This window comes from Psychroflexus salarius, from assembly GCF_900129035.1.
Classification (GTDB): Bacteria; Bacteroidota; Bacteroidia; order Flavobacteriales; family Flavobacteriaceae; genus Psychroflexus; species Psychroflexus salarius.
In genome coordinates this window covers 142393-166434 of the sequence record NZ_FQTW01000006.1, presented here as the reverse complement: position 1 = coordinate 166434, position 24042 = coordinate 142393, and the positions used below count along the sequence as shown (strand labels likewise).

Sequence of the window (24042 nt, the reverse complement as noted above, 5' to 3'; positions counted from 1 at the left end):
CAGTTTTGTATCTTACAAAAGTATAAAAACTTACCTTTGCAGTATGGAAACAAACAGACAGAAAAAAATTAGTGGTTTACTTCAACAAGATTTGGCTGAAGTTATACAACAAATTTTACGAGATGCAGGGACACATAATATTGTAGTTTCAGTCACCAAAGTTCGAGTAACACCAGATTTGCTCCAAGCTAAAGCTTATCTTAGTATTTTTCCGCCTTCTAAAGCTGAGCCAGTGATGACTGAAATTCAATCGCTTCGTAAAAGCATTAAACATGCCATTGCTTTACGTACAAAACAACAATTGCGACGTATGCCAGATTTATTATTATTTAATGATGATTCAATCGAATATATTAATGACATAGAAGAAGCTTTTAAAGGTAAAAACAATCCCATTAAAAATCCAGATTTACTAGACGATTCTAAAAAAAGGTGAAGGTTTCTCTGTACATTGCCAAGCGCTATTTATTTTCAAAAAGCAAGCATAATGCCATTAATATTATTAGTAGCATTGCTGCTTTAGGTGTTGTAGCAAGTACATTTGCATTATTTGTGGTATTATCTGTTTTTTCTGGTTTAAAAGAGTTTAGCTTGTCTTTTACCAACGCCTACGACCCAGATTTAAAAGTTATGCCTACCCAAAATAAACGCTTCAACTTAACCGAAAATCAAGCTCAAGAAATTTCAGATTTACCTGGTGTTGCGGTGGTTTCTAGAGTGCTTCAAGAACGTGTTTTACTTCAATTTAAAGACAAAACCGCGCCCGCTTATTTTAAGGCAGTCGACTCTAACTACACTAAAATTAATACAGTTTCAAACCAAGTAATTTACGGCGAATGGTTTGGTGAAAACCTTTATCAAGTGGTTATTGGCACACGTTTACAACGAGACTTATCAGTAGGAATCCGCGATTATGCTGGCCTACTTAATATTTATGTGCCAAAACCAGGGAAAGGACAAATTTTAGATATTAATCAAGCTTTTAAAAAGGCTAGTACAAGCGTTGTCGGTGTATTTAATTTAACAGAAGAGCTTAATCAAAATTACATTATTGGCGATATTACTATTGCAAAGGATTTGTTGAATACAAGAACAGGTGAAGTTAGCGCAGTTGAGTTGAAGCTTTCATCAAAAGCTAATGAGGCTAACTTAGTTGAAGCAATTACAGAAATTATTCAGGCACCAATTGAAGTAAAAAATCGCATTTCTTTGAATGATAGTCTTCATAAAATGCTTAATACAGAAAATTTAGCGGTTTACCTTATTTTCACTTTGGTTATTATCATTGCTTTGTTTAATGTTATAGGTTCTATTTCGATGGCAATTCTCGATAAGCGCGAACATGTTAAGGTGTTGTATAATTTAGGTTTTACCAAAGGAAAACTTATGAATATCTTTTTTTATCAAGGCGCACTTATGAGTGTACTTGGTGGAATAATCGGTTTAATTTTAGGTTTAATCTTAGTATTTCTACAACAACAATTTAGTCTTATTATGTTTACACCTAACTTAGCCTATCCGGTTAAAATAGAAGTGGTAAATATACTTATCGTACTTATTACAATTTCATTATTAGGCGCATTAGCATCTAGGATTGCGGCGAGTCGGGTCAAGAAAATTATTTAAATACTTGAAGATTAAACTGCAAAATTAAAATCACCAAATTTTTTTTCAACTTCATTAAAGGTATCAAAAACATCTTCAGCACGGTCAGAGGTTACCATTTTCATGCGGTATTCTTTAAAATGCGGAATTCCTTTAAAGTAATTGGTATAATGGCGTCTAGTTTCAAACACGCCTAATTTTTCGCCTTTCCAATCAATCGACATTTCTAAATGTCTTCTAGCTACTTCAACGCGTTCTTGAAGCGTTGGTGGTGCTAGATGCTCACCAGTTTCAAAAAAGTGCTTTACTTCTCTAAAAAACCAAGGATAACCAATGCTTGCTCGGCCAATCATGGCACCATCTAGTCCATATTGGTCACGCATTTCGACAGCGCGTTCGGGTGTGTTTACATCGCCATTACCAAAAACAGGAATATGCATGCGCGGATTGTTTTTAACTTCAGCAATTGGACGCCAGTCGGCATCACCTTTATACATTTGCGCTCGTGTTCTGCCATGAATTGAAATAGCTTGGCAGCCGACGTCTTGCAGTCGCTCAGCAACTTCAATAATTTTAATAGAATCGTGATCCCAGCCTAAACGCGTTTTAACTGTAATCGGTAAATTAGTGTGTTTGACCATGGCTTCTGTTAATTTAACCATCAAATCAACGTCTTTTAAAATACCAGCGCCAGCACCTTTAGAAACCACCTTTTTAACAGGGCAACCAAAATTGATATCTATAATATCAGGCTTGGTTTTCTCAACAATTTCAACGGAGCGTAACATCGATTCAAGATTGGCACCAAAAATTTGAATACCAACCGGACGTTCCTTTTCGTAAATGTCAAGTTTTTGAACACTCTTTGCGGCGTCTCGAATTAAACCTTCAGAAGAGACAAACTCTGTATAAACCACATCGGCGCCTTGTTCTTTGCACAAGGCTCTAAATGGTGGATCACTAACATCTTCCATCGGTGCTAGTAGTAACGGAAAGTCGCCTACATCAATCGGTCCTATTTTTGCCACAGCATTAAATTTTTACAAAATTACGGTTTTTGAAGTTGACTTAAAAAAAATTTGAAACTTTCACACTTCAGTCTGTCATCAAAATTCAAATTTAAATATGTTGTATTAATTCTAAAACCAATTCAGTTTAGTGTTTTAATTAGGAACTAAGCGATTAAAATTTTTTGCCTTTCAACATATAACAACAAATTTACCTGAGTTTAGAAACTTATTTGAATATCGGCTTAGTTTCTCATATTGAGTTGAGTAAAATTCATTATTTTCGCAAATCATTTGAAATCTGTGTTAAAATGAGCAAAAAATTCCCACAATACAAGGGTTTAAATCTCCCAAAAGTTGCCGAAGAAATTCTACAATTTTGGGAAGACAACAATATATTCGAGAAAAGTGTAACAACGCGTGAAGGTCAAGCACCTTTCGTTTTTTTTGAAGGTCCACCATCGGCTAATGGTTTGCCTGGTATTCACCACGTCATGGCGCGTTCTATAAAAGATATTTTTTGCCGATATAAAACACAAAAAGGATTTCAAGTTAAACGAAAAGCTGGCTGGGATACGCACGGTTTACCTGTTGAGCTTGGAGTTGAAAAAGAACTAGGCATCACTAAAGAAGATATTGGAGGTAAAATTTCAGTAGAAGCGTATAACAAAGCTTGTAAAAATGCCGTGATGCGTTATACTGATGTTTGGAATGATCTTACCAAAAAAATAGGCTATTGGGTTGATATGGAACAACCTTATGTAACTTATACCTCGAAATATATGGAATCGGTTTGGTGGTTATTAGGCCAAATTTATGATAAAGGCCTCATTTATAAAGGCTATACCATTCAGCCGTATTCGCCAAAAGCTGGTACTGGTTTGAGTTCACACGAGTTAAACCAGCCAGGAACTTACCAAGATGTTTCAGATACAACGGTAACAGCACAATTTAAAGCGGTTAAAAATACCTTGCCTGAGGCTTTTCAAAAGGTTGAAGGTGACGTCCACTTTTTAGCTTGGACAACCACACCATGGACTTTGCCTAGTAACACTGCGTTAACAGTTGGTAAAAAAATTGAATATGTTTTAGTTAAATCATTTAACCAGTATACACACTTACCGATTAATGTAATTGCTGCAAAAGCTTTAGTTTCTAAACTTTTCAAAAAGAAATATACACAAGTCGAAGCCGAAGCTGAACTTAAAAGTTATCAGCCTGGCGATAAAAAAATTCCTTATTTTATTTCAGAAAGCGTTTTAGGTGCCGATTTAGTCGAAGCACGCTATGAGCAACTTTTAGATTATGTTAAACCTTATCATCATCCTGAAAATGCATTTAGAGTCATAGCTGGAGATTTTGTAACCACTGAAGATGGTACAGGAATTGTTCATACCTCACCAACATTTGGTGCTGATGATGCCATGGTTGCAAAACAGGCTCAACCAGAAGTGCCAGCCATGTTATTAGAAGATGAACACGGTAACTTGGTACCAACAGTCGATTTGAAAGGACGATTTAGACCAGAGTTAGGAGAGCTTGGTGGTAAGTATGTTAAAAATGAATATTACGCTGATGGCGAAGCGCCTGAAAAATCAGTTGATGTAGAAATTGCCATAAAATTAAAAGAAGAAAATAAAGCCTTTATTGTTGAAAAATATCTGCACAGTTATCCCAACTGCTGGCGAACAGATAAGCCAATTTTATACTATCCATTAGATTCTTGGTTTATTAAAGTTACCGAGTTTAAAGATCGCATGCACGAACTTAATCAAGGCATCAATTGGAAACCTAAATCAACTGGAGAAGGCCGTTTTGGTAACTGGTTAGCCAACGCTAATGATTGGAATTTATCACGATCGCGATATTGGGGAATTCCGCTTCCTATTTGGCGAACTGAAGATAAATCAGCAACCAAAATAATAAGCTCTATCGAGCAACTTAAAGCCGAAATAGATAAATCTGTCGCGGCTGGCTTAATGAAGGAAAATCCTTATCAAGCATTTGAAGTCGGTAACATGACTGACGAAAACTATAATAAAGTCGACTTACATAAAAATGTAGTTGATCATATCGTTTTAGTATCAGATGAAGGCCAACCAATGCATAGAGAAGCCGATTTAATAGATGTTTGGTTTGATTCAGGTTCTATGCCTTATGCACAATGGCATTATCCGTTTGAGAAAAAAGAAGAAGTCGAGCAAACTTGGCGTAAAGCCGACTTTATTGCTGAAGGTGTTGACCAAACACGTGGTTGGTTTTACACACTTCATGCCATTGCCACCATGATATTTGACGATGTTGCGTATAAAAATGTTGTTTCTAACGGCTTGGTTCTTGACAAAAATGGTCAAAAAATGTCTAAGCGATTAGGTAATGCAGTAGACCCATTTGAAACTTTAAAAACTTATGGTCCAGACGCAACACGTTGGTATATGATTTCTAATGCCAATCCTTGGGATAACTTAAAGTTCGACCTTGAAGGTATTGGCGAAGTACAACGTAAATTATTCGGCACTTTATATAATACTTATTCATTTTTTGCACTTTATGCCAATTTAGATGAATTCAATTATAGCGAAGAAGAGATTCAGATCAAAAACCGACCTGAAATTGATCGCTGGATTTTATCTGAATTAAATACACTCATAAAAACAGTGGATAGTTTTTATGCTGAATATGAACCAACCAAGGCAACACGAGCCATTTCAGAATTTGTTCAAGAGAATTTAAGTAACTGGTACGTGCGCTTAAGCCGAAGACGTTTCTGGAAAGGCGAGTATAAAACTGATAAAATTTCAGCCTATCAAACCTTGTTTACTTGCCTAAAAACCATAGCTCAATTATCGGCACCAGTAGCACCATTTTATTCAGATCGGCTTTACAAAGACTTAACTTCTAGTACACAAACTGAAGGATTTGAAAGTGTACATTTGGCCGAGTTTCCAAAGGCAGATGAATCATTAATCGATGCCGATTTAGAACATAAAATGCAAATGGCACAAACCATATCTTCATTAGCGCTTTCATTGCGTAAAAAAGAAATGATCAAGGTAAGACAGCCGCTTAAGCGTATTATGATTCCTGTGCTTGACTCAAATATTAAGTCTCAAATTAGTGAAGTAGCCGATTTGATTAAATCAGAAGTTAACGTCAAAGCTATAGAATTTATTGATGATACTTCAGGTATTTTAATCAAAGAAATTAAACCTAATTTTAAAGTTCTCGGACCTCGATTTGGCAAAAACATGAAGTTAGCTGTTCAAGCAATTAATCAGCTTGATGCTAAAGCTATTACTGAAATTGAAGCTGAAGGACAGTTAGAGATTAGTATTAATAATGAGCCTACAACAATAACACGTGACGAAGTTGAAATCATCTCACAAGATATTGAAGGTTGGTTGGTTGCATCTGCAAACGGTTTAACTGTAGCTTTAGATGTTAGCCTTAATGATGAGTTAAAATTTGAAGGTATCGCCCGTGAATTGGTGAATCGTATTCAAAATTTACGAAAAGATTCTGGTTTTGAAGTGACCGATCGTATTAAAATAGACCTAAAAGAAACTGCTAATCTAAAACAAGCTGTTGAAGCTAATTTAGAATATATCAAAAAAGAAACTTTAGCAAACGAATTAAATATAAACACCGATGTTGATAATGGCGTTGAATTAGAATTTGACGATGTGAGCACCATTTTAAACATTACTAAATTATAATTAAAATGACAGATGTAAATACAAAAGAGCGCTATTCTGACCAAGAGCTAGAAGAGTTTAAAGCTTTAATTGAAGACAAAATTGAAAAAGCGCAACACCAATTACAGCAATATGTAGATGCTTATAAAAATGGAAGCTCTAACGATACAGAAGATACTTCACCAACCTTTAAATCTTTTGATGAAGGCAGTAGCACTTTAAGTAAAGAAGCTAATTCTCAACTGGCCATTAGACAAGAAAAGTTTATCCGCGACTTAAAAAACGCACTTATCCGTATTGAAAACAAAACTTATGGTATTTGCCGTGTAACGGGTAAATTAATTAACAAAGAGCGTTTAAAATTAGTCCCTCATGCCACTTTAAGTATTGAGGCTAAGAATAAGCAGTAATTGTTTTAATACCAGATTAAAAATGTCATTTAATCTGGTATTACCATTTTTTGAAAGGCTTTTTACTCAGGCTTGAATTGTAGTATTTAGCTTCTCCTGTCACTTCTTCATTAAGCCAGTGCGGTTTTTCAAAAACTTCATTAGGATGGTTGAGTTCTATCTCGGCAATAATAAGTCCTTTATTTTCTCCTTCAAAGACATCAACTTCATATTGATGTGGTCCAACTGGGATTATATAACGCGTTTTCTCAATAGGATAATCTTCACATAATTGAAGTAGTTGTTGGGCATCTAAAATACTAATTGGTTTTTCCCACTCAAACCGGCTGGTACCATCTTGACTGGATTGGCCTTTAACGGTTAAAAAAGCGGTTTGTGCTAAAATTCGTACACGCACACTTCGTTTGGGATGTGTGTTTAAATAGGCTTGCTTAATGTAATAATGTGACTCTGCTTGGTTGATAAAATGAGTCGATTTGACTAAAAATTTACGTTCTACTTCTTGCATTGACGCTTATATTTTTGGTAAAGATAAGTGTTTAGAGGCCAAAATAAAGCGGTGTAAATAATTGCTGTTAATAAACATACAGCTGTAACTTGTAACAAACCTTTTAAACTCCAGTTGAATAGGCCAGATTGGTTTGTGCTAAAAAAATAAATTTCTTGAAAACCAATTACAATAACAGCAAAAACAAGACCTTCGGTATAGATAAATTTTAAAATACCCTTTTTCTTTTTCTGCTCCCATTGTTTTATAAATTGATCTCGACTCAATGAAATAGCTGTTTAAATTGAAAATTAAATTTACAAAATATCTATTTACAGGTGAAGTTTATGATTTAGCTTTAACATTACTTAAAACTTGCCCCAGATTGTAGTGAAAAACCCACAGTGAAAAAGCCTTAGCCTAAAGTCTTGTGCAAAGCGACTTTAGGAGCTCTTGCTAAAAGGTTATTAGGACTTGGCTTTTTAACGCGGATTTGCAACGCAAAGCTGGATTAAGGCACAACAAATCAACTTATATTTGTAGTATGGCAGTAGACGATTTTAAGGCGTATATTAGAAAAATTATTCATGTAGATATGGATGCGTTTTATGCATCGGTAGAGCAGTTAGACGACCCAAATTTGCGCTATTTGCCTATTGCTGTTGGTGGTAGTTCAAAGCGCGGCGTGGTTGCTGCGGCAAGTTACGAAGCTAGAAAATATGGCGTTAAAAGTGCTATGAGTGGCAGGCTTGCGGCAAAATTATGTCCAGATTTGGTTTTTGTAAAGCCAAGATTTGAACGCTACCAAGAGATCTCTAAACGTATACGTGATATTTTTTTTGAATACACAGCTTTGGTCGAGCCATTGTCTCTAGATGAAGCCTATTTAGATGTGACTGTTAACCGTAAAAAAGCACCAAGTGCAACCTTATTAGCCAAAGAAATTCGGCAAAAAATAAGAGAAAAAACAGGCTTAAATGCTTCAGCAGGAATTTCGATTAATAAGTTTTTAGCTAAAATTGCCAGTGATATTAATAAACCTAATGGTCAAAAAACAATTGCTCCAGATGAGGTTTTAGGATTTTTAGAAACACTTGATGTTAGAAAGTTTTATGGCGTTGGAAAAGTGACTAAAGATAAAATGTATCAACTTGGTATTTTTACTGGTGCTGATTTAAAATCTAAGTCTTTAGATGAATTACAACAGCATTTTGGAAAAAGTGGTGCTTTTTATTATCAGGTGGTTCGAGGGATTCATTTAAGCGAAGTTAAAACCGAACGCCAACGAAAATCGGTTGGTGCTGAGCGCACTTTTAATGATAATATTTCTTCTGAAATTTATATGATTTCTCGACTTGAAGCAATTGCTGAAGAGTTAGAAAAACGACTAAAAAAGCATGGTTTAGCGGGCAAAACGATTACGCTTAAAATTAAGTATAGTGACTTTTCGGTTCAAACGCGAAGTAAAACTTTAGGCTTGTTTATAGCCTCAAAAGAATTAATTTTAGAAGAATCTAAAGCCTTGCTGTATCAGGAACGCTTAAAAAACTCAGTGCGTTTGTTGGGCATAAGTTTGCATAAGCTTAATAGCGAGCAAAATTCAAGTGAATTATCAGCCAAAGAAGCTGCGGCAGCTTCAAGAAAACACGAACAGTTAAGGTTACCGTTTTAAGGTTAATTAAAAAGCCTGCATCAACTGATACAGGCTTTTTTTAAGTTTAAATAACTTTAAGTTGATGGTTTAATATCTGTAATATTCAGGCTTGAATGGTCCTTCAACTGTAACGCCAATATATTCGGCTTGGTCTTGTTTTAATTCTGTTAATTCGGCACCGATACGCTCTAAATGAAGTTTGGCTACTTTTTCATCAAGATGTTTAGGTAACATATAAACTTCATTTTTGTAGCGATCTGTGTTTTGCCATAGCTCTAATTGTGCTAGCGTTTGGTTTGTAAATGAGTTACTCATTACAAAACTTGGGTGACCTGTAGCGCAGCCTAAGTTGACTAATCGGCCTTCAGCAAGTAAAATAATATCTTTGCCGTTAACAGTATACTTGTCAACTTGTGGTTTAATTTCAACATGTGTACTACCGTGGTTTTGCTTTAACCAAGCGACATCAATTTCATTATCGAAGTGGCCGATGTTGCAAACAATGGTTTTGTCTTTCATGGCTTCAAAATGTTCACCACGCACAATATCACGATTTCCAGTAGTTGTAATGACTATATCAGCATTGCCAACAACGCTTTCAAGTTGTTTCACCTCAAAACCATCCATGGCGGCTTGTAAAGCACAAATTGGGTCAATTTCAGTAATTGTAACTATTGAGCCAGCGCCTTTAAATGAAGCGGCTGTACCTTTACCGACATCGCCATAACCACAAACAACAACACGTTTTCCTGCTAGCATGACATCAGTGGCACGTCTAATTGCATCAACAGCGCTTTCACGGCAACCGTATTTATTGTCAAATTTAGATTTGGTAACACTATCATTTACGTTGATGGCTGGCATTGGTAAAGTACCGTTTTTCATGCGCTCATATAAGCGATGAACGCCTGTAGTGGTTTCTTCAGAAAGTCCTTTAATGTTTTCGGCCAGTTCAGGATAGTCATCAAGTACCATATTGGTTAAATCGCCACCATCATCTAAAATCATATTTAGCGCTTGTCGGTCTTCACCAAAAAATAAAGTTTGCTCAATGCACCAGTTAAACTCTTCTTCAGTCATGCCTTTCCATGCATAAACTGAAACACCAGCAGCAGCGATAGCAGCGGCGGCATGGTCTTGTGTAGAGAATATGTTACAAGAACTCCAAGTCACTTCAGCACCAAGCGCAACTAAAGTTTCAATTAAAACCGCTGTTTGTATGGTCATGTGTAAGCAGCCAGCAATTCGAGCGCCTTTTAAAGGTTGTGCGTCGCCATATTCTTCACGTAAAGCCATAAGACCAGGCATTTCGGCTTCAGCAAGTTCTATTTCGCGTCTTCCCCATTCGGCTAAGCTAATATCTTTAACTTTGTAAGGTGTATAAGTTGGAGTTTTCGTACTCATAAGTAATAATTTATCTATTTTTGAACTGCAAAACTAAGCAATACGAGCAGAATTTTATGCCGATTTACAAAACAATAACAATAGATCAATATACTAAAGCACTGATTTGGAAGATTGAAGAACCCATTGAGGCTTTAGAAGAATCAATAGAACTTAGTGATTATTGCGCAAAACGCTACCAGAACATGTCTTCTGAAATTCATCGAAAAGGCTTTATGAGTGTGCGTCAACTACTGAAGTTACTTGGGTATACTGATTTCGATTTAACTTATGATGCTAAAGGCAAACCGCACTTAAATGATGGTACAGAGATTTCAATTAGTCACTCTTTTCAATTTTCAGCAGTGATCGTTTCTAACCGAAAAGTCGGTATTGATATTGAAAAACAACGGGATAAAATTAAGCGGATTGCTCCTAAATTTACACCAATAGAAGAATATCAATCGCTTGGCGAAACCGATTTAATAAGAAAATTAACCATGGTTTGGGGTGCAAAAGAAGCGCTTTATAAGTTGTATGGCAAAAAGGGCTTACGATTTTTAGAAGATATTTTTGTGCGTGATTTCGATTTTCAAAATTTTACCACAACAGCTGAAGTTTATCAAAATAATTTAACCACAACTTACCGCTTAAATTTTTTAGAATTTGAGTCTTATACTTGTGTTTATGCCTTAGCTTTATGAAGACGCATACCCAACAACTACTAAAACAACTGCAGTTAGTTGGTGAGCAACTAGCGATATTAATAGACCCCGATAAGTTTAAATTACATCAAACTGAGGCTATGGTCAAAGCCTTGCCAAGCAAAACTGATTACCTATTTGTTGGTGGAAGCACAGCTACAGGACAACAAACCGAAGCCTGCATTAAAAGTTTAAAGCAGCAAACTGATTTACCCATTATTTTGTTTCCAGGGCATTATCAGCAAGTATGCCAAGCCGCCGATGCTATTTTGTTTTTAAGCTTGCTGTCTGGTAACAATCCTGACTATTTAGTGCATCATCAAGTGGCATCAGTACCACATTTACGTGCGTCTAAGTTAGAAATATTGCCCACAGCTTATCTTTTAATCGATGGTGGAAGGCCATCAAGTGTAGAGCGTGTTAGTCAGACTTCAGCTATTGCACAAACTGAAGTTGAATTGATTGTGAACACCGCTTTAGCAGCCGAATTTATGGGTAAGCAACTGATTTATCTCGAGGCAGGTAGTGGCGCGCTTTATCCTGTTTCAACTGAAGTTATTTCTGCAGTGCATAAAGCTTGCCGTTTACCAATTATTGTTGGAGGCGGTTTAAAAACTCAGCACCAAATAGAGCAAGCCTATCAAGCTGGCGCAAGTTTAGTTGTTGTTGGAACCGCATTTGAACAACAATTCATTTAATTTTTAAATTTTCATTTATGAATATATCAGTAGAATTAACCTTAACGCCCATTCAAGATAATTATGAGCCAGCGATTATTCAGCTCATTCAAAACTTACGAAACTCAGGTTTAAAGGTGTTAGAAAATCCGTTGAGTACGCAAGTTTATGGTGATTATGATGAGGTCATGACAGTGCTTAACAAAGAAATAAAAATTGCTATGGAAGCTGTAGATCGTGGCTTATTATACATGAAAATTGTTAAAAGTGATCGTTACGATTATGAGCCACATTTTTAATTGGTTGTTTGAGCCCTATTTCGAGACACCAAACTATTTAATTGTTTTAGAAGTAATCGGTGTTGTTTTTGGTTTTTTGAGTGTTTGGTACTCAAAAAAAGATAACATTTTAGTGTTTCCAACAGGCTTAATTAGTACATCGATTTTTGTTTATATCTTGTTAGTATATGGCTTGTTAGGTGATATGATGATTAATGCCTATTATTTTATTATGAGTATTTATGGCTGGTACGTTTGGACGAGAAAACAAGATAAAGACCATTATATTCCTATTAAAAAGACAACTAAAGAAGAACACTTTAATAGCGTACTTCTGTTTGTAGGAACAATCGGGTTTATACTTATAGTTTATAGTCTGTTTGATAAATGGAATTCTTGGACGGCTTATGTAGACACATTTACAACCGCTTTGTTTTTTGTTGGGATGTGGCTGATGGCCAAAAAACGACTAGAAAATTGGGTGTATTGGATTATCGGTGACTTAATTTCAATACCGCTTTATTTTTACAAAGGCTTAGCCTTAACGGCTCTGCAATATATATTATTTACAATTATCGCAATTTACGGTTATAAAGCATGGCAAAAACAACTGAACACGCCCAAAACCAACTTATTAAAATAGTACTTTTTGGGCCCGAATCAACTGGCAAAACCACACTCGCTCAATCGCTTGCAAACTATTACCAAACCAATTGGGTAGAAGAGTTTGCACGTGATTATTTACAGAAAAAATATGATGATTCAGGCCTGATTTGCGAACCAAAAGATATTATGCCAATTGTAGAAGGCCAATTGAAATTAGAAAAAAAGAAAGCTTTAAACGCAAAAAAATTCTTATTTTGCGATACTAACCCTTTGCAAACCTATGTTTATGCAAATGCTTATTATACCAATTATGAAAATAAAAGACTTAAAACCATCCTAAATCAGCTTGATTATCAACTTTACTTCTTAACCAATATCGATACGCCTTGGGTAGAAGATGATTTAAGAGATAAACCAACTGAACGCCATAAAATGCTGAAATTATTTTCAGATGAATTAAAAGCTAGAAACTTAAATTTTATAATGCTTTCAGGAAATGAAAATCAGCGTTTACAGCAAGCTATAACCTACATAGATAAATTATTCTAACCAAATAATGATGACAAAATTCCTAACAGAAGACCTTAAACAAATTAAAAATCACCGCTTAACCCCTGAAAAAGTTGAAAACGATTTAAAAAAATTCGAAGAGGGTTTTGGTACTATAAACATTTCAAGGCCAGCCACTATAAATGATGGAATTCTTACCCTAGATGCAAATCAACTCAAGCACTTTATTGATGTTTATAACAATTCAACATTAAGTCGTTGTAAATTTGTACCTGCTAGTGGTGCTGCAACACGCATGTTTAAAGATTTGCATAATTTATTGAAAGCCTACGATCATAAAAAAAGTTTAGTAGAAAACCTCATACTTCAAGGTCTCGAACAATGGCATTCGTTTTTTGAAAATCTAAGTCGACTTCCTTTTGCTAAAAGCATCTGCAATCAACTGAACTTAACCGAAGAAGATTTGCATCATGATGAACATAAAGTTGAGTTTATCACTTACGCTCTTGACGAAAATGGTCTTCATTTATCGCAAACACCAAAAGCATTAATTCCTTTTCATACTTATCAAGACAAGTGCTTAACAGCCTTTGAAGAACATTTATACGAAGCTGCGGCTTACGCTAAACATCAGCAAACAGCTAAGCTACATTTTACGATTTCTGAAGAGCATCAATCTAAATTTGATGTTGTTTTAAATGAAATAATCAATGAACTAGAAGCGGAAACTAATGTTAAATTTGAAGTTGATTTTAGTTATCAATCCAATTCTACCGATACCATTGCTATCAATTTAGATCACAGCCTTTATCGTGATAAAAACGGTAAACTCTTGTTTAGACCTGCAGGTCATGGCGCTTTGCTCGAAAATCTTAATCAATTAACTACAGATTTAATTTTTATAAAAAATATCGATAACGTTTGTTATAATCCTGAGCAACAAACCCAGCAAACAAACAATGATTATAAAAAGGCACTCGCAGGGCTTTGTATTTCTTTTAAAACTAAAATTAATCATTTTTGTAAAGCTTTAAATCAACATCCAAATCAGGAAGTTATCAGAGAAGCGAAGCAGTTTTTAAATGACAGTTTTAACCTTAACATTTCAACAGAAAATCCTGAGGAGCTCATTTCAATACTTGATAAGCCTTTGCGTGTTTGTGGTATGGTAAAAAATGAAGGTGATCCTGGTGGTGGCCCATTTTGGGTTCAGTTTAAAAATGGTGACGAAAAACTTCAAATTGTTGAAAAATCTCAAATCAACTTAGATTGTAGTAAACAAACTAAACACTTTGAGGATTCAACGCATTTCAACCCTGTAGATATTGTTTGTTCCATTAAAAATGCTGAAGGTAAAACCTTTAACCTTCAAGATTTTGTAGACGATAATCAAGGTTTTATAGCTAATAAATCGGTTGACGGCCATCCGATTAAAGGACTTGAATTGCCAGGATTATGGAATGGTGGAATGGCGCATTGGCATACCTTATTTGTAGAAGTACCACAACAAAGTTTTAACCCTGTAAAAAGTATAGCCGATTTATTAAAACCTCATCATCAAGAATGTGTTGAAGTTTAATAAAAAGCAGCTGTTAAGCGAAATTGAAATTCAAACTGCTTTAAGTGGCGGTCCTGGTGGTCAACATGTAAACAAAACTGAAACCAAAGTTATTATAAGTTGGGACTTTTTAAACTCTCAAGCAATTAACCAAAATCAAAAGCAACAACTTTCTAAAGCCTTAAGTTCACATATTACCAATGCCAATCTTATAAAAGTAAGTAGCGCTAAAACAAGGTCTCAACACAAAAATAAAGCTGATGCAATTTTAAAATTAGAGCAATTAATTAATGAAGCTTTAAAGACACGAAAAAAGCGAAAGAAAACCAAACCCTCTAAATTAGCTAAATTAAAAAGGCTAAAAGCTAAACAGAAGCAATCTGAAAAGAAAAGCCTTCGCCAAAAACCAAAGTTGTAATCACTTTAGTTTTAAATAGCATGCTTAAATTATTCGCAGCCACAATTACTCATACCACAAGCCTTAGAGGTTTTTTTAGTTGACCAAAAAAACTTTCTAATTAAGTAAGCAAGTGCTGCTATAAATGCGATGATGACTAAAATTGTTTGTATCATACTAATCTTAATTTAAAGTTTGAAAAGCAATTAAAGCGACAACATAAGCTAAAAGTGTCATGCCAAATAATTGTATCATAGCCCATTTCCAAGTACCTGTTTCGCGTCTAACAATAGCTAGCGTACTCATGCACTGCATGGCAAATGCGTAGAATAAGAGCAAGCTCACACCACTGGCAAAAGTAAATAAAGGACCGCCCAAAATAGGATTAACCTCTTGTGCCATACGGTTTTTAATCGTTTCTTCTTCTTCGCTGCCAACACTATAAATGGTGGCAAGCGTACCAACAAAAACTTCTCTTGCTGCAAATGAACTAATAATAGCAATACCGATTTTCCAGTCATAGCCTAATGGTGTTACAGCAGGCTCAATAGCTCTTCCCATAATACCAATGTAGGAATGCTTCAACTTATAAGATGCAATTTTTGTATCGAGTTCTTGACTGGTGAGTTGCTCTCCACTTTGTTGAACTTCAGTGGTTACAATTTCTTCAGCTTGATTAAAATCGTCTCCAGGACCATAACTTGCTAAAACCCATAACACGATTGAAATGGCTAAGATAATTTTACCTGCGCCAAAGACAAATGATTTTGTTTTTTCAATAACTGTAAACGCTACATTTTTAAACATGGGCAATTTATAATCGGGCATTTCAACCACAAAATAAGTTTTAGAATTCATTTTTAAAAACTTATTGGCTACCCAAGCTGAACCAATCGCCGTTATAAATCCTAACAGATACAATAGCATTAAAGTGATGCCTTGATAATTAAAAAGCCCAAATAAACGTTCATCAGGAATTACTAAAGCAATAATGATTAAATAAACGGGTAATCGAGCTGAACAGGTCGTAAATGGTACCACTAAAATGGTAATGAGTCGTTCTTTCCAGCTTTCAATATTTCTGGCAGCCATAACAGCAGGAATAGCACAAGCCGTACCAGAAATAAGAGGGACAACACTTTTACCGCTTAGGCCAAATCGGCGCATGATGCGATCCATTAAGAAAACAACCCGGCTCATATACCCCGTTTCTTCTAAAATACTAATAAAGAGAAATAGAAATGCAATTTGAGGAATAAAAATCACAATACCACCAATGCCAGGAATAATACCTTCGGCAATTAAATTTGTAAAGGCACCAGTAGGAAGGTTTTGTTTGGTAAGTTCGCTTAATGAAGCAAATAAAGCATCAATAAGATCCATAGGGTAAGACGACCAATCGTATATCGCTTGAAAAATTAGAAATAATATAGCACCAAAAATGACATATCCCCAAAATTTATGAATCAATAACCGGTCTAAACTAGCACGTAAACCCTTGGCTTGGTTAATGTCTTTGGTTAATGTTTCTCGTAAAGTTTCATTAATAAATTTATAACGAGCAATCGTTTCTTTGTGCTGTAAGCGCTTAAGCTCTGCATTGCTTTTAGGCTCTAAGCCATCACCTTGAATACGATTTCGGTTGAGGTTACCAAAGTTAACATCTTGGGTAATGACTAACCATAACTTGTATAAATCTTGGTTTGGGTAAGTTTTTTGAAGTGACTTAAAATACTCAGGATCTATTTCTGAAGCATTTACACATGGTTGAGTTGGTAATGATTTATAGTTTTCAATGAGTTGTCTTAAACGATCAAAACCAGTGTTTTTTCGTGCGCTTAATAATGCAATTTTAGTTTGTAGTTTTGTTTCTAGCGCTTCAACATCTAAACTAATGCCTTTACGCTCCATACGATCAGCCATGTTAATGGCTAATATACAGGGAATACCTAGGTCTTTAATTTGAGTGAATAGTAATAAATTACGTTTTAAGTTTTCAATATCACTAACCACAACAATTACATCAGGAAAATCTTTATCGTTTTTGTTGAGTAATAATTCAATGACAACACTTTCATCAAGTGAAGTTGCATTTAAACTATAAGTGCCAGGTAAATCTAAAATATGCGCTTTTAAAACTCGTGATAATTTTGCAGTGCCTTCTTTTTTTTCGACGGTTATCCCTGGATAATTACCCACTTTTTGATTGAGTCCTGTTAGTTGATTAAAAACAGAGGTTTTACCTGTGTTGGGATTCCCAACTAAAGCCACATTGATTTGTTTACCCATAACTATAGCAAAATTTCAATTTCAATTTGTTGAGCCGTTTCTTGACGTATGGCTAAATAGGTGTCGTTGACGTTTAAATAAAGCGGGTCTTTAAACGGTGTATTTTGTACCAACTGTACCTCATTTCCAGGAAGGCAACCCATTTCAAAAAGTTTAAGCGGTATAGCTTTAGATGACATATGGGTTATTTTAGCTTTTTGACCTTTTTTTAAATCGGCTATGGTTGGCATTGTTTATTTAGATTTATTTTAAACAAAATTACTAAAGATTTAATTTTTAGAGATGATAAGGCTCAGTTTTTTTGAATTATTAACATCTGAAATGAACCCATGAAACGTATCGGAGTAACTTCAACAGATATTTAAATAGGATTATTCTTCAGGTTGATATTCAAGCTTTAAAATTGAAATATCTTCAATAAGGTCTTCAATTTCTTCAGGATTTGTTCCGTCGTAAAAGCCGCGAATACGCTTTTCTTTATCTACTAATACAAAATTTTCAGTGTGTACTAAATCGTATGGGCCGCCATCACCTTCGGTTTTAGAGGCTAAATAATGCTTGCGCGCAAGCTTGTAAATTTGCTTTTTATCGCCTGTGACTAACTGCCATTTTTCAGGTTTAACCCCTTTTTCTTTGGCATATTTTTGTAGTTGCTTAACGTCATCAATCTCTGGTGTTACCGAATGCGAAAGTAACATGATTTCGGGGTCGTTAAGATATTCCTTTTGTAAAGTTTGCATGCTCTTAGCCATGTCGATGCAAATACTTTGACAAGTCGTAAAAAAGAAATCGGCCACGTAAATTTTATCTTTAAACCTAGTTTGTGTAATCGTATCGCCTAATTGATTGGTGAGGGCAAAATCACCAACTTTATGAAATTTTCGAATGTGCTGTACGCTTGTGTCTACTAAATCGGCTGTAACCATATCTGGCTGGTAAACAGGTAGCTTAGGTGTAGGTTTGTATAGGTTATAAATAATGGTAACAATGACGGCCGACAATAGTAGCATAACTACGGCAAAAAACTTGTATTTCGCGAAAAATTTAAGCATGATTTAATTTTAAACAAAAATAAGGTTTCATGAGTTGATTTTGCGTGATTAAAGTTACAATTATTTGTTAATCAGGTCTTGTCATTTTTAGCCTATTTAGTATGCTGAAAAGGCTAAGTAAGGTATTTACTTTTCCTTAAAGCCAAGCAGGAATGATAAACATTTAATAAATAATGAAATCGGCATTTTAATTAGTGCGCTAAAACCTTACTTTTGCAATTTAAATTTTAGAATAAATTATGGATCCATTTTATATAAAAGCCATTCAATTACTTTTAAGCTTATCGCTTTTAATTGTGTTACACGAATTAGGGCATTTTATTCCCGCCAAATTATTTAAAACACGCGTTGAAAAATTCTATTTGTTTTTCGATTTGAAGTTTTCACTGTTTAAGAAAAAAATAGGTGAAACTGTTTACGGCATCGGTTGGTTGCCGCTTGGAGGTTATGTGAAAATTTCAGGCATGATAGATGAAAGTATGGATAAAGAGCAAATGGCAAAACCACCGCAACCTTGGGAGTTTAGAAGTAAGCCAGCTTGGCAACGACTCATTATTATGTTAGGTGGTGTAACCGTTAATATTATTCTAGGTTTTGTGATTTACATGATGATTCTTTTAGTTTTCGGAAGAGATTATGTCAAACCAGAAAGTTTATCGAATGGATTTACCGTTGCAGAACCTCTAAAAGCTTACGGATTTGAAGATGGCGATAACTTTTTAAGTGTTGATGGTGAAGCTTTAGAAAATCCGATGAATATCAACGAAGTCTTTATGCTTAGAGATTTTGAAAAGGTTGAAGTACAACATGCTGATGGCTCTATTGAAGTTTTACAAGTACCAGAAGATGTAGGTGTAGAGCTTTTTAAAGCGGGTTACCAAATACCGTTTACACCTGTTTTTGAGGCTAAATTAGATAGTATCGTGCCAGAAAGTCCAGCCGGTTTAGCTGGCTTGCAGCCTGGCGATCAGGTTATTGGTGTTGACAATCAACCGATACAATTTTGGCATGAGTTAACCTCGGTGGTTAAAAATAGTGTTGGTCAAGAATTGTTAATAAAGTATCAACGCGACAATGCTATTGATAGCGTAGAAGTAAGCGTTCCTAAAGAGGCTGTCATCGGTATTTATGTTGATGCTAATCTAGAACGTGGACATCGCGACTATAGCTTTACTGAAAGTTTAGTTGGTGGCTTTTCATTTGGTATGCGTCAACTTACTAATTATGCGGCACAATTTAAGTATATCTTCACTGAAAAAGGCGCTTCGCAGGTCGGTGGTTTTGGTGCTATTGGTGGTTTATTTCCAGATACTTGGGATTGGGTTTCGTTTTGGGAAACAACAGCCTTTATTTCAATTATCTTAGCTTTTATGAATATTTTGCCAATCCCAGCTTTAGACGGTGGCCATGTGATGTTTTTACTATACGAAATGGTTTCAGGTCGCAAACCCAATGAGAAGGTAATGGAGTACGCCCAAATGATCGGATTTTTCATCATCATAGCCCTTGTTTTATATGCTAATGGTAATGATGTTTACCGATACTTTTTTGAATAAAAAATTTTAAAAAAATGTTTTGCAAAACTAAAAAAGGGTTTATATTTGCACTCGCAAAACAGAAAAAACGTTCTTAACATATAAATTCCTCCTTAGCTCAGTTGGTTAGAGCATCTGACTGTTAATCAGAGGGTCCAAAGTTCGAGTCTTTGAGGAGGAGCAAACAAAGCCTGATACGAAAGTATTGGGCTTTTTTGTTGAGTAGTATTGATGAATGTTTTGATGATTGAATTAAAGATGTAATAGCTAAATTTAGTTGTAATTGAAGTCCAAAGTTCTCCCGAAGCGTCGGGATTTGAGGAGGAGCAAACAAAGCCTGATACGAAAGTATCGGGCTTTTTTGTTGAGTAGTGGTGATGAATGTTTTGGTGATTGAATTAAAGATGTAAAAGCTAAACTCCGTTTTAATTGAAGTCCAAAGTTCTCCCGAAGCGTCGGGATTTGAGGAGGAGCAAATAAAGCCTGATACGAAAGTATCGGGCTTTTTTGTTGAGTAGTGGTGATGAATGTTTTGATGATTGAATTAAAGATGTAAAAGCTAAACTTAGTTGTAATTAAAGTCCAAAGTTCTCCCGAAGCATCGGGATTTGAGGAGGAGCAAATAAAGCCTGATACGAAAGTATTGGGCTTTTTTGTTGAGTAGTATTGATGAATGTTTAGAAGGTTAAATTAAAAATGTAATAACCAAACTCAGTTTTTAATTGAAGTCCAAAGTTCTCCCGAAGCATCGGGATTTGAGGAGGAGCAAATAAAGCCTGATACGAAAGTATTGGGCTTTTTTGTTGAGTAGTATTGATGAATGTTTAGAAGGTTAAATTAAAAATGTAATAACCAAACTCAGTTTTTAATTGAAGTCCAAAGTTCTCCCGAAACGTCGGGATTTGAGGAGGAGCAAACTAAGCCTAGCATGAAAATGTTAGGCTTTTTTGTTGAGCAGTGGTGATGAATGTTTTGATGATTGAATTAAAGGTGTAATATCTAAACTCAGTTGTAATTAAAGTCCAAAGTTCTCCCGAAACGTCGGGATTTGAGGAGGAGCAAACAAAGCCTGATCCAAAAGTATTGGTTTTTTCGTTCTAAATAAATAGCATTTATTTATATTTAAAATTTATAATTGAAAGACGCATTTATAATGCCCTATAAAGATCAACAGCCAAGAAAACGAATTGAATACCGTGGTGAAAATATACGTGTTTCAAGAACAAGTGGTGTATCTGCCACTAAAACGCATTCTAAAGACGGTTATGGGGCTACCATTAATACCAATCATGGTGTAAGGTTTCATAAACGACTTTTTAAAGGCGCAAGGCTAGGCTTACAAAATGGTAACTTTCAATTTATTGGAAGATATAAAAGTGGCCCTTTTAATTTCAATATCTCTAAATCAGGTGTAAGTACCTCGATAAAAAACAAAAGAGGTTCGTATAATTTATTTAAGCCCAACTATTCTAGTTTCAAAATGGGTGGTGTTCAAGTCAGAGGTAAAAATGCCGCTACTTTACAGCTTATATTTATGTTTTTTCAGCTGGCATTGGCTTTAATACAGCTTATTTGGCATATAACCATCAACTTGTTGTGGTTAAGTTTTTTGGGGATTAAATGGTTGGTCGATTTTGGTATAGGTTTTTATAAAGGTTATCAAAATAATTCATAAAAATGCTATCAGATGTAATTTCGTCAATTACAATGCTACCTTTTTATCTCAAGATTCATAAATTAAATAATACATTGAAATTAAATTTATTATTTTTGCTTGTATTTTAAAATTATTGCTTTATTAAATGATTAAGTATGTATCTGCTTTTTAATTGCATTAATAAATGTAGAATTATAAAGTCAGCTTATAATTTCGAATTAGCACTACAAATTATAAAAGTTTTTTTAAAGCCATACACAAAATAACAATGAAAATCAGTCTCAAAGACAGCATAATTAAACTCGGTTTAGCTTATAAGAACTACTCATTTAAGTATAGTTTTAAAATTAAGACTTTGACCCACATTTTTCTTTTGATTTTTATTATTCCTTATGCAAGCGCTCAATCGCTAAACAAAAATGATGCGCAAAACATCTATCAAACACAAAAACGAATTTTTTCAGGCTTCTATTCTGATTTAGAAGAATCAAAACTACAGTTAGATAGCTTAACAAGTCTAAATACTTCAACTTGGCCAGATAGTTTAATTGTGGGAAATTTAAAACTTAAAGGAATTTATTATCAGCGTGTCTTCATGCTTGATTCATCAGAGTATTTTTTAGAAAAAGTAATTGAATTTGAAAAAGATAGATTAGAGTTAAGTCCCTTTAATTTGTATAACTTAGCAATAACGCTAAAAAAGAAAAGAGAATACAAAAAGGCACTAAAGATTTTAAATGAAGCTCAAATTATAGCTAAGCAAACCAACAACAATAGAGCTTTATGTTTAGTTACAGATGAATTATCAAGTGTATTTACACGCTTGCAAAATTATCAAATGGCATTAGATTATAAATTAAATGCTATTAATTTAATCGAAAATACACAACCAATAGATAGTATTAGCTTAGTCTATGCCAATCATAACCTCGCAGACCTTTATTTTAAACTAGGAGATTATTCAAAGTCAGAAACTTTATTTAAAGAATCAATCAAGAGATTCACCGATATAGGCAGAAATCCAACTGCTTTTTTAGCTACAATAAACTTAGCTAATACATGCATAAAACTTAAAAAGTTAAATCAGGCTGATAGTTTAATAAAGTCTGCAATTTCAGGGCTTAAACATTTTGACATTAGTAATTATGTTAGTTATGCAAAAGAAACAAAAGCAAAAATCTTATTTGAACAAAAGAAATTTGTTGAGTCTAGTTTGTTATATGATTCCTTAGTTAACCAATCTTACAAAACTAGAAATGAGAGGTTGTATAATTTGTTACTCAACAATTTTGAAGTCTTAGATGTCTTAAACAACCAGTTAAAATTAACCAAAGCAATTAATCAATTCATAAAATATGATAAAAAAGTTGAAGATTATGAATTTGGTGTTTACGATCGATTAAAAATTTACAAATTCTTATTAAATCAAATATCTCAATCACAATACCCAGATAATTTTGGTTATGTAAAATCTAAACTATTTGCAATTCAAGATACTATAGTTAATTTGGCAGAATTTAATGTTAGAAGTCAAATTAAATCTGAATTTGAAAAGAAAATCATTGAAAAAGATAAAGAGCTTTTAGAGCAAAAAAATAAAATTTTAGACCAACAACTCAGTAAAGAGAAACAACTTCTTGCGTCTATACTTATAATAGCTTGTGTACTTATTATTTTTAGTATTTTATTTATTAACTATTATAAATCTCTCAATGATGCAAAAGCAAAACAAAATAATTTGCTTATTTTGAAAGAACATTCACTTACCCAGAAATTAAAGGCTGAACAGGAGCTCTCCAACTTTAAAGAAGATGAGATCAAAGAATATAAAAACAGGTTAATTAGCTTAGCTATAGAATCACAAGAATTTAAAGACCAATTAAAAAGTTATTTAGTTAAAAATAGACCAGACGATAAAGCATTGAAGAAGATTTCTGAACAACAACTTAATCACCAGTATTGGGATTTGTTGATTGATAAATTCAAACGCTACAATTTTACATTTATTAAACGTTTAAAAGAACTCGATCCAGAAATATCTAATCGAAATATTAACTTTTGTATCCTTGTGCATCTTGGGATTGAAAATAGAATTATTGCCTCGGCATTAAATATTTCCTACGAGACGGTACTTACCAATAAAAGCCGTTTAAAAAAGAAGTTCAAACTAGATCCAAAAGTCGATTTTACTAAATACTTAGAGGAGCTTACTTGATTGTATTTCACTTTTCAACATGTTTAATGCATTTATTAAAAATACATGCTAATTATCACTAGTGTCCTGTAAGGAAAAGCTTGGTAAGTTAATACTTGGCTTCTTCGTAAAAAGGTAGTAATGATATAGATTTAATCTCTTCTTACTCATAATTTTTTATACTGTTCAGCCCTGTTTATTGATTTAAATATGATCACGTCTATAAATTTTAAATAGCTTAAAATCAATAATATAAAATTAAGTTTATTAAATTGTCTATATTTTTTGTAAATAAACACCCCTTATTTTATCAGCTCTAAAAGCTAAGTTTAGAGTTTGTCGAT

23 protein-coding genes and 1 tRNA gene are annotated in these 24042 nt (G+C 34.2%); 16 read left to right on the top strand and 8 right to left on the bottom strand.

The features are described from left to right. Positions 1 to 43 precede the first annotated feature (43 nt). Complete coding sequence (locus BUB82_RS08835; RefSeq protein WP_073193255.1) at positions 44 to 436, top strand: ribosome-binding factor A; 393 nt, start codon at positions 44 to 46, stop codon at positions 434 to 436. After that, positions 433 to 1626 carry an ABC transporter permease gene (locus BUB82_RS08830; protein ID WP_073193254.1) on the top strand — a complete coding sequence of 398 codons (1194 nt, stop codon included), beginning with the start codon at positions 433 to 435 and terminating at the stop codon, positions 1624 to 1626. Before BUB82_RS08835 ends, BUB82_RS08830 begins: the two co-directional genes overlap by 4 nt. Positions 1627 to 1637: 11 nt before the next feature. On the opposite strand, the gene dusB is transcribed toward BUB82_RS08830, so the two are convergent. Continuing rightward, the gene (gene dusB / locus BUB82_RS08825; protein WP_073193253.1) at positions 1638 to 2633 is read right to left on the bottom strand and encodes a tRNA dihydrouridine synthase DusB; all 996 of its coding nucleotides are present in this window, start codon (positions 2631 to 2633) and stop codon (positions 1638 to 1640) included. Positions 2634 to 2923: 290 nt separating this feature from the next. On the opposite strand from dusB, the gene ileS reads away from it, so the two are divergent. Together ileS and BUB82_RS08815 are read left to right on the top strand one after the other, a co-directional pair. Further along, complete coding sequence (gene ileS / locus BUB82_RS08820; RefSeq protein WP_073193252.1) at positions 2924 to 6328, top strand: isoleucine--tRNA ligase; 3405 nt, start codon at positions 2924 to 2926, stop codon at positions 6326 to 6328. Positions 6329 to 6333: 5 nt separating this feature from the next. Further along, a complete protein-coding gene (locus BUB82_RS08815; protein ID WP_073193251.1) occupies positions 6334 to 6717 on the top strand; it encodes a TraR/DksA family transcriptional regulator in 384 nt (127 codons plus the stop codon). Between the two features lie 40 nt (positions 6718 to 6757). Here BUB82_RS08815 and BUB82_RS08810 read toward each other — a convergent pair whose 3' ends face one another. Then, the gene (locus tag BUB82_RS08810; protein ID WP_073193250.1) at positions 6758 to 7225 is read right to left on the bottom strand and encodes a CYTH domain-containing protein; all 468 of its coding nucleotides are present in this window, start codon (positions 7223 to 7225) and stop codon (positions 6758 to 6760) included. Then, entirely contained in the window at positions 7213 to 7491 is a 279-nt protein-coding gene (locus BUB82_RS08805) for a hypothetical protein (RefSeq protein ID WP_073193249.1), read from the bottom strand. Before BUB82_RS08805 ends, BUB82_RS08810 begins: the two co-directional genes overlap by 13 nt. 257 nt (positions 7492 to 7748) lie before the next feature. Here BUB82_RS08805 and dinB point away from each other — a divergent pair, with 257 nt between their 5' ends. Next, positions 7749 to 8876, top strand: coding sequence for a DNA polymerase IV (gene dinB / locus BUB82_RS08800; RefSeq protein ID WP_073193248.1), 1128 nt, complete (start codon positions 7749 to 7751; stop codon positions 8874 to 8876). A gap of 69 nt (positions 8877 to 8945) precedes the next feature. Here the strand turns inward: dinB and ahcY are convergent, their stop codons facing one another. Then, positions 8946 to 10262, bottom strand: coding sequence for an adenosylhomocysteinase (ahcY, locus tag BUB82_RS08795; protein ID WP_073193247.1), 1317 nt, complete (start codon positions 10260 to 10262; stop codon positions 8946 to 8948). Between the two features lie 56 nt (positions 10263 to 10318). Between ahcY and BUB82_RS08790 the strand changes: the two genes are divergently transcribed. Genes BUB82_RS08790 through arfB form a run of 7 tightly spaced genes read left to right on the top strand, consistent with a single transcriptional unit; the run spans position 10319 to position 14992 of the window. Continuing rightward, positions 10319 to 10945, top strand: a complete 627-nt coding sequence (locus tag BUB82_RS08790; RefSeq protein ID WP_073193246.1) for a 4'-phosphopantetheinyl transferase family protein — start codon at positions 10319 to 10321, stop codon at positions 10943 to 10945. Then, entirely contained in the window at positions 10942 to 11643 is a 702-nt protein-coding gene (locus BUB82_RS08785) for a phosphoglycerol geranylgeranyltransferase (RefSeq protein WP_073193245.1), read from the top strand. Before BUB82_RS08790 ends, BUB82_RS08785 begins: the two co-directional genes overlap by 4 nt. A 17-nt stretch (positions 11644 to 11660) precedes the next feature. Beyond that, entirely contained in the window at positions 11661 to 11921 is a 261-nt protein-coding gene (locus tag BUB82_RS08780; RefSeq protein WP_073193244.1) for a thiamine-binding protein, read from the top strand. Then, positions 11905 to 12543 (top strand): nicotinamide riboside transporter PnuC, encoded by a 639-nt coding sequence (pnuC, locus tag BUB82_RS08775; RefSeq protein ID WP_073193243.1) that lies wholly within the window; start codon positions 11905 to 11907, stop codon positions 12541 to 12543. Before BUB82_RS08780 ends, pnuC begins: the two co-directional genes overlap by 17 nt. Further along, positions 12498 to 13055: an AAA family ATPase gene (locus tag BUB82_RS08770; protein ID WP_073193242.1), complete on the top strand. Its 558-nt coding sequence runs from the start codon at positions 12498 to 12500 to the stop codon at positions 13053 to 13055. The genes pnuC and BUB82_RS08770 overlap by 46 nt, the downstream gene beginning before the upstream one ends. A 7-nt stretch (positions 13056 to 13062) precedes the next feature. Beyond that, positions 13063 to 14595: a DUF4301 family protein gene (locus BUB82_RS08765; protein ID WP_073193241.1), complete on the top strand. Its 1533-nt coding sequence runs from the start codon at positions 13063 to 13065 to the stop codon at positions 14593 to 14595. After that, complete coding sequence (gene arfB, locus BUB82_RS08760) at positions 14585 to 14992, top strand: alternative ribosome rescue aminoacyl-tRNA hydrolase ArfB (RefSeq protein WP_073193240.1); 408 nt, start codon at positions 14585 to 14587, stop codon at positions 14990 to 14992. Before BUB82_RS08765 ends, arfB begins: the two co-directional genes overlap by 11 nt. A 29-nt stretch (positions 14993 to 15021) precedes the next feature. On the opposite strand, the gene BUB82_RS08755 is transcribed toward arfB, so the two are convergent. From BUB82_RS08755 to BUB82_RS08740, 4 genes are all read right to left on the bottom strand, one after another. Then, the gene (locus BUB82_RS08755; protein WP_073193239.1) at positions 15022 to 15147 is read right to left on the bottom strand and encodes a FeoB-associated Cys-rich membrane protein; all 126 of its coding nucleotides are present in this window, start codon (positions 15145 to 15147) and stop codon (positions 15022 to 15024) included. A gap of 7 nt (positions 15148 to 15154) precedes the next feature. Beyond that, positions 15155 to 17260: a ferrous iron transport protein B gene (gene feoB / locus BUB82_RS08750; protein ID WP_073193238.1), complete on the bottom strand. Its 2106-nt coding sequence runs from the start codon at positions 17258 to 17260 to the stop codon at positions 15155 to 15157. Between the two features lie 2 nt (positions 17261 to 17262). Beyond that, positions 17263 to 17490, bottom strand: coding sequence for a FeoA family protein (locus tag BUB82_RS08745; RefSeq protein ID WP_073193237.1), 228 nt, complete (start codon positions 17488 to 17490; stop codon positions 17263 to 17265). Positions 17491 to 17631: 141 nt separating this feature from the next. Next, positions 17632 to 18312: an SCO family protein gene (locus BUB82_RS08740; protein ID WP_073193236.1), complete on the bottom strand. Its 681-nt coding sequence runs from the start codon at positions 18310 to 18312 to the stop codon at positions 17632 to 17634. A gap of 239 nt (positions 18313 to 18551) precedes the next feature. On the opposite strand from BUB82_RS08740, the gene rseP reads away from it, so the two are divergent. The 4 genes from rseP to BUB82_RS08720 all read left to right on the top strand — a co-directional run bounded on the left by rseP (position 18552) and on the right by BUB82_RS08720 (position 23719). Next, positions 18552 to 19868, top strand: a complete 1317-nt coding sequence (rseP, locus tag BUB82_RS08735) for an RIP metalloprotease RseP (protein ID WP_073193235.1) — start codon at positions 18552 to 18554, stop codon at positions 19866 to 19868. 86 nt (positions 19869 to 19954) lie between these two features. Continuing rightward, positions 19955 to 20028: transfer RNA gene (locus BUB82_RS08730), tRNA-Asn, on the top strand. A gap of 954 nt (positions 20029 to 20982) precedes the next feature. Next, positions 20983 to 21522: a hypothetical protein gene (locus tag BUB82_RS08725; protein ID WP_234949778.1), complete on the top strand. Its 540-nt coding sequence runs from the start codon at positions 20983 to 20985 to the stop codon at positions 21520 to 21522. 337 nt (positions 21523 to 21859) lie between these two features. Then, on the top strand, positions 21860 to 23719 hold the full coding sequence (locus tag BUB82_RS08720; RefSeq protein ID WP_159432032.1) for a tetratricopeptide repeat protein: 1860 nt from the start codon (positions 21860 to 21862) through the stop codon (positions 23717 to 23719). The last annotated feature ends 323 nt before the right edge of the window (positions 23720 to 24042 follow it).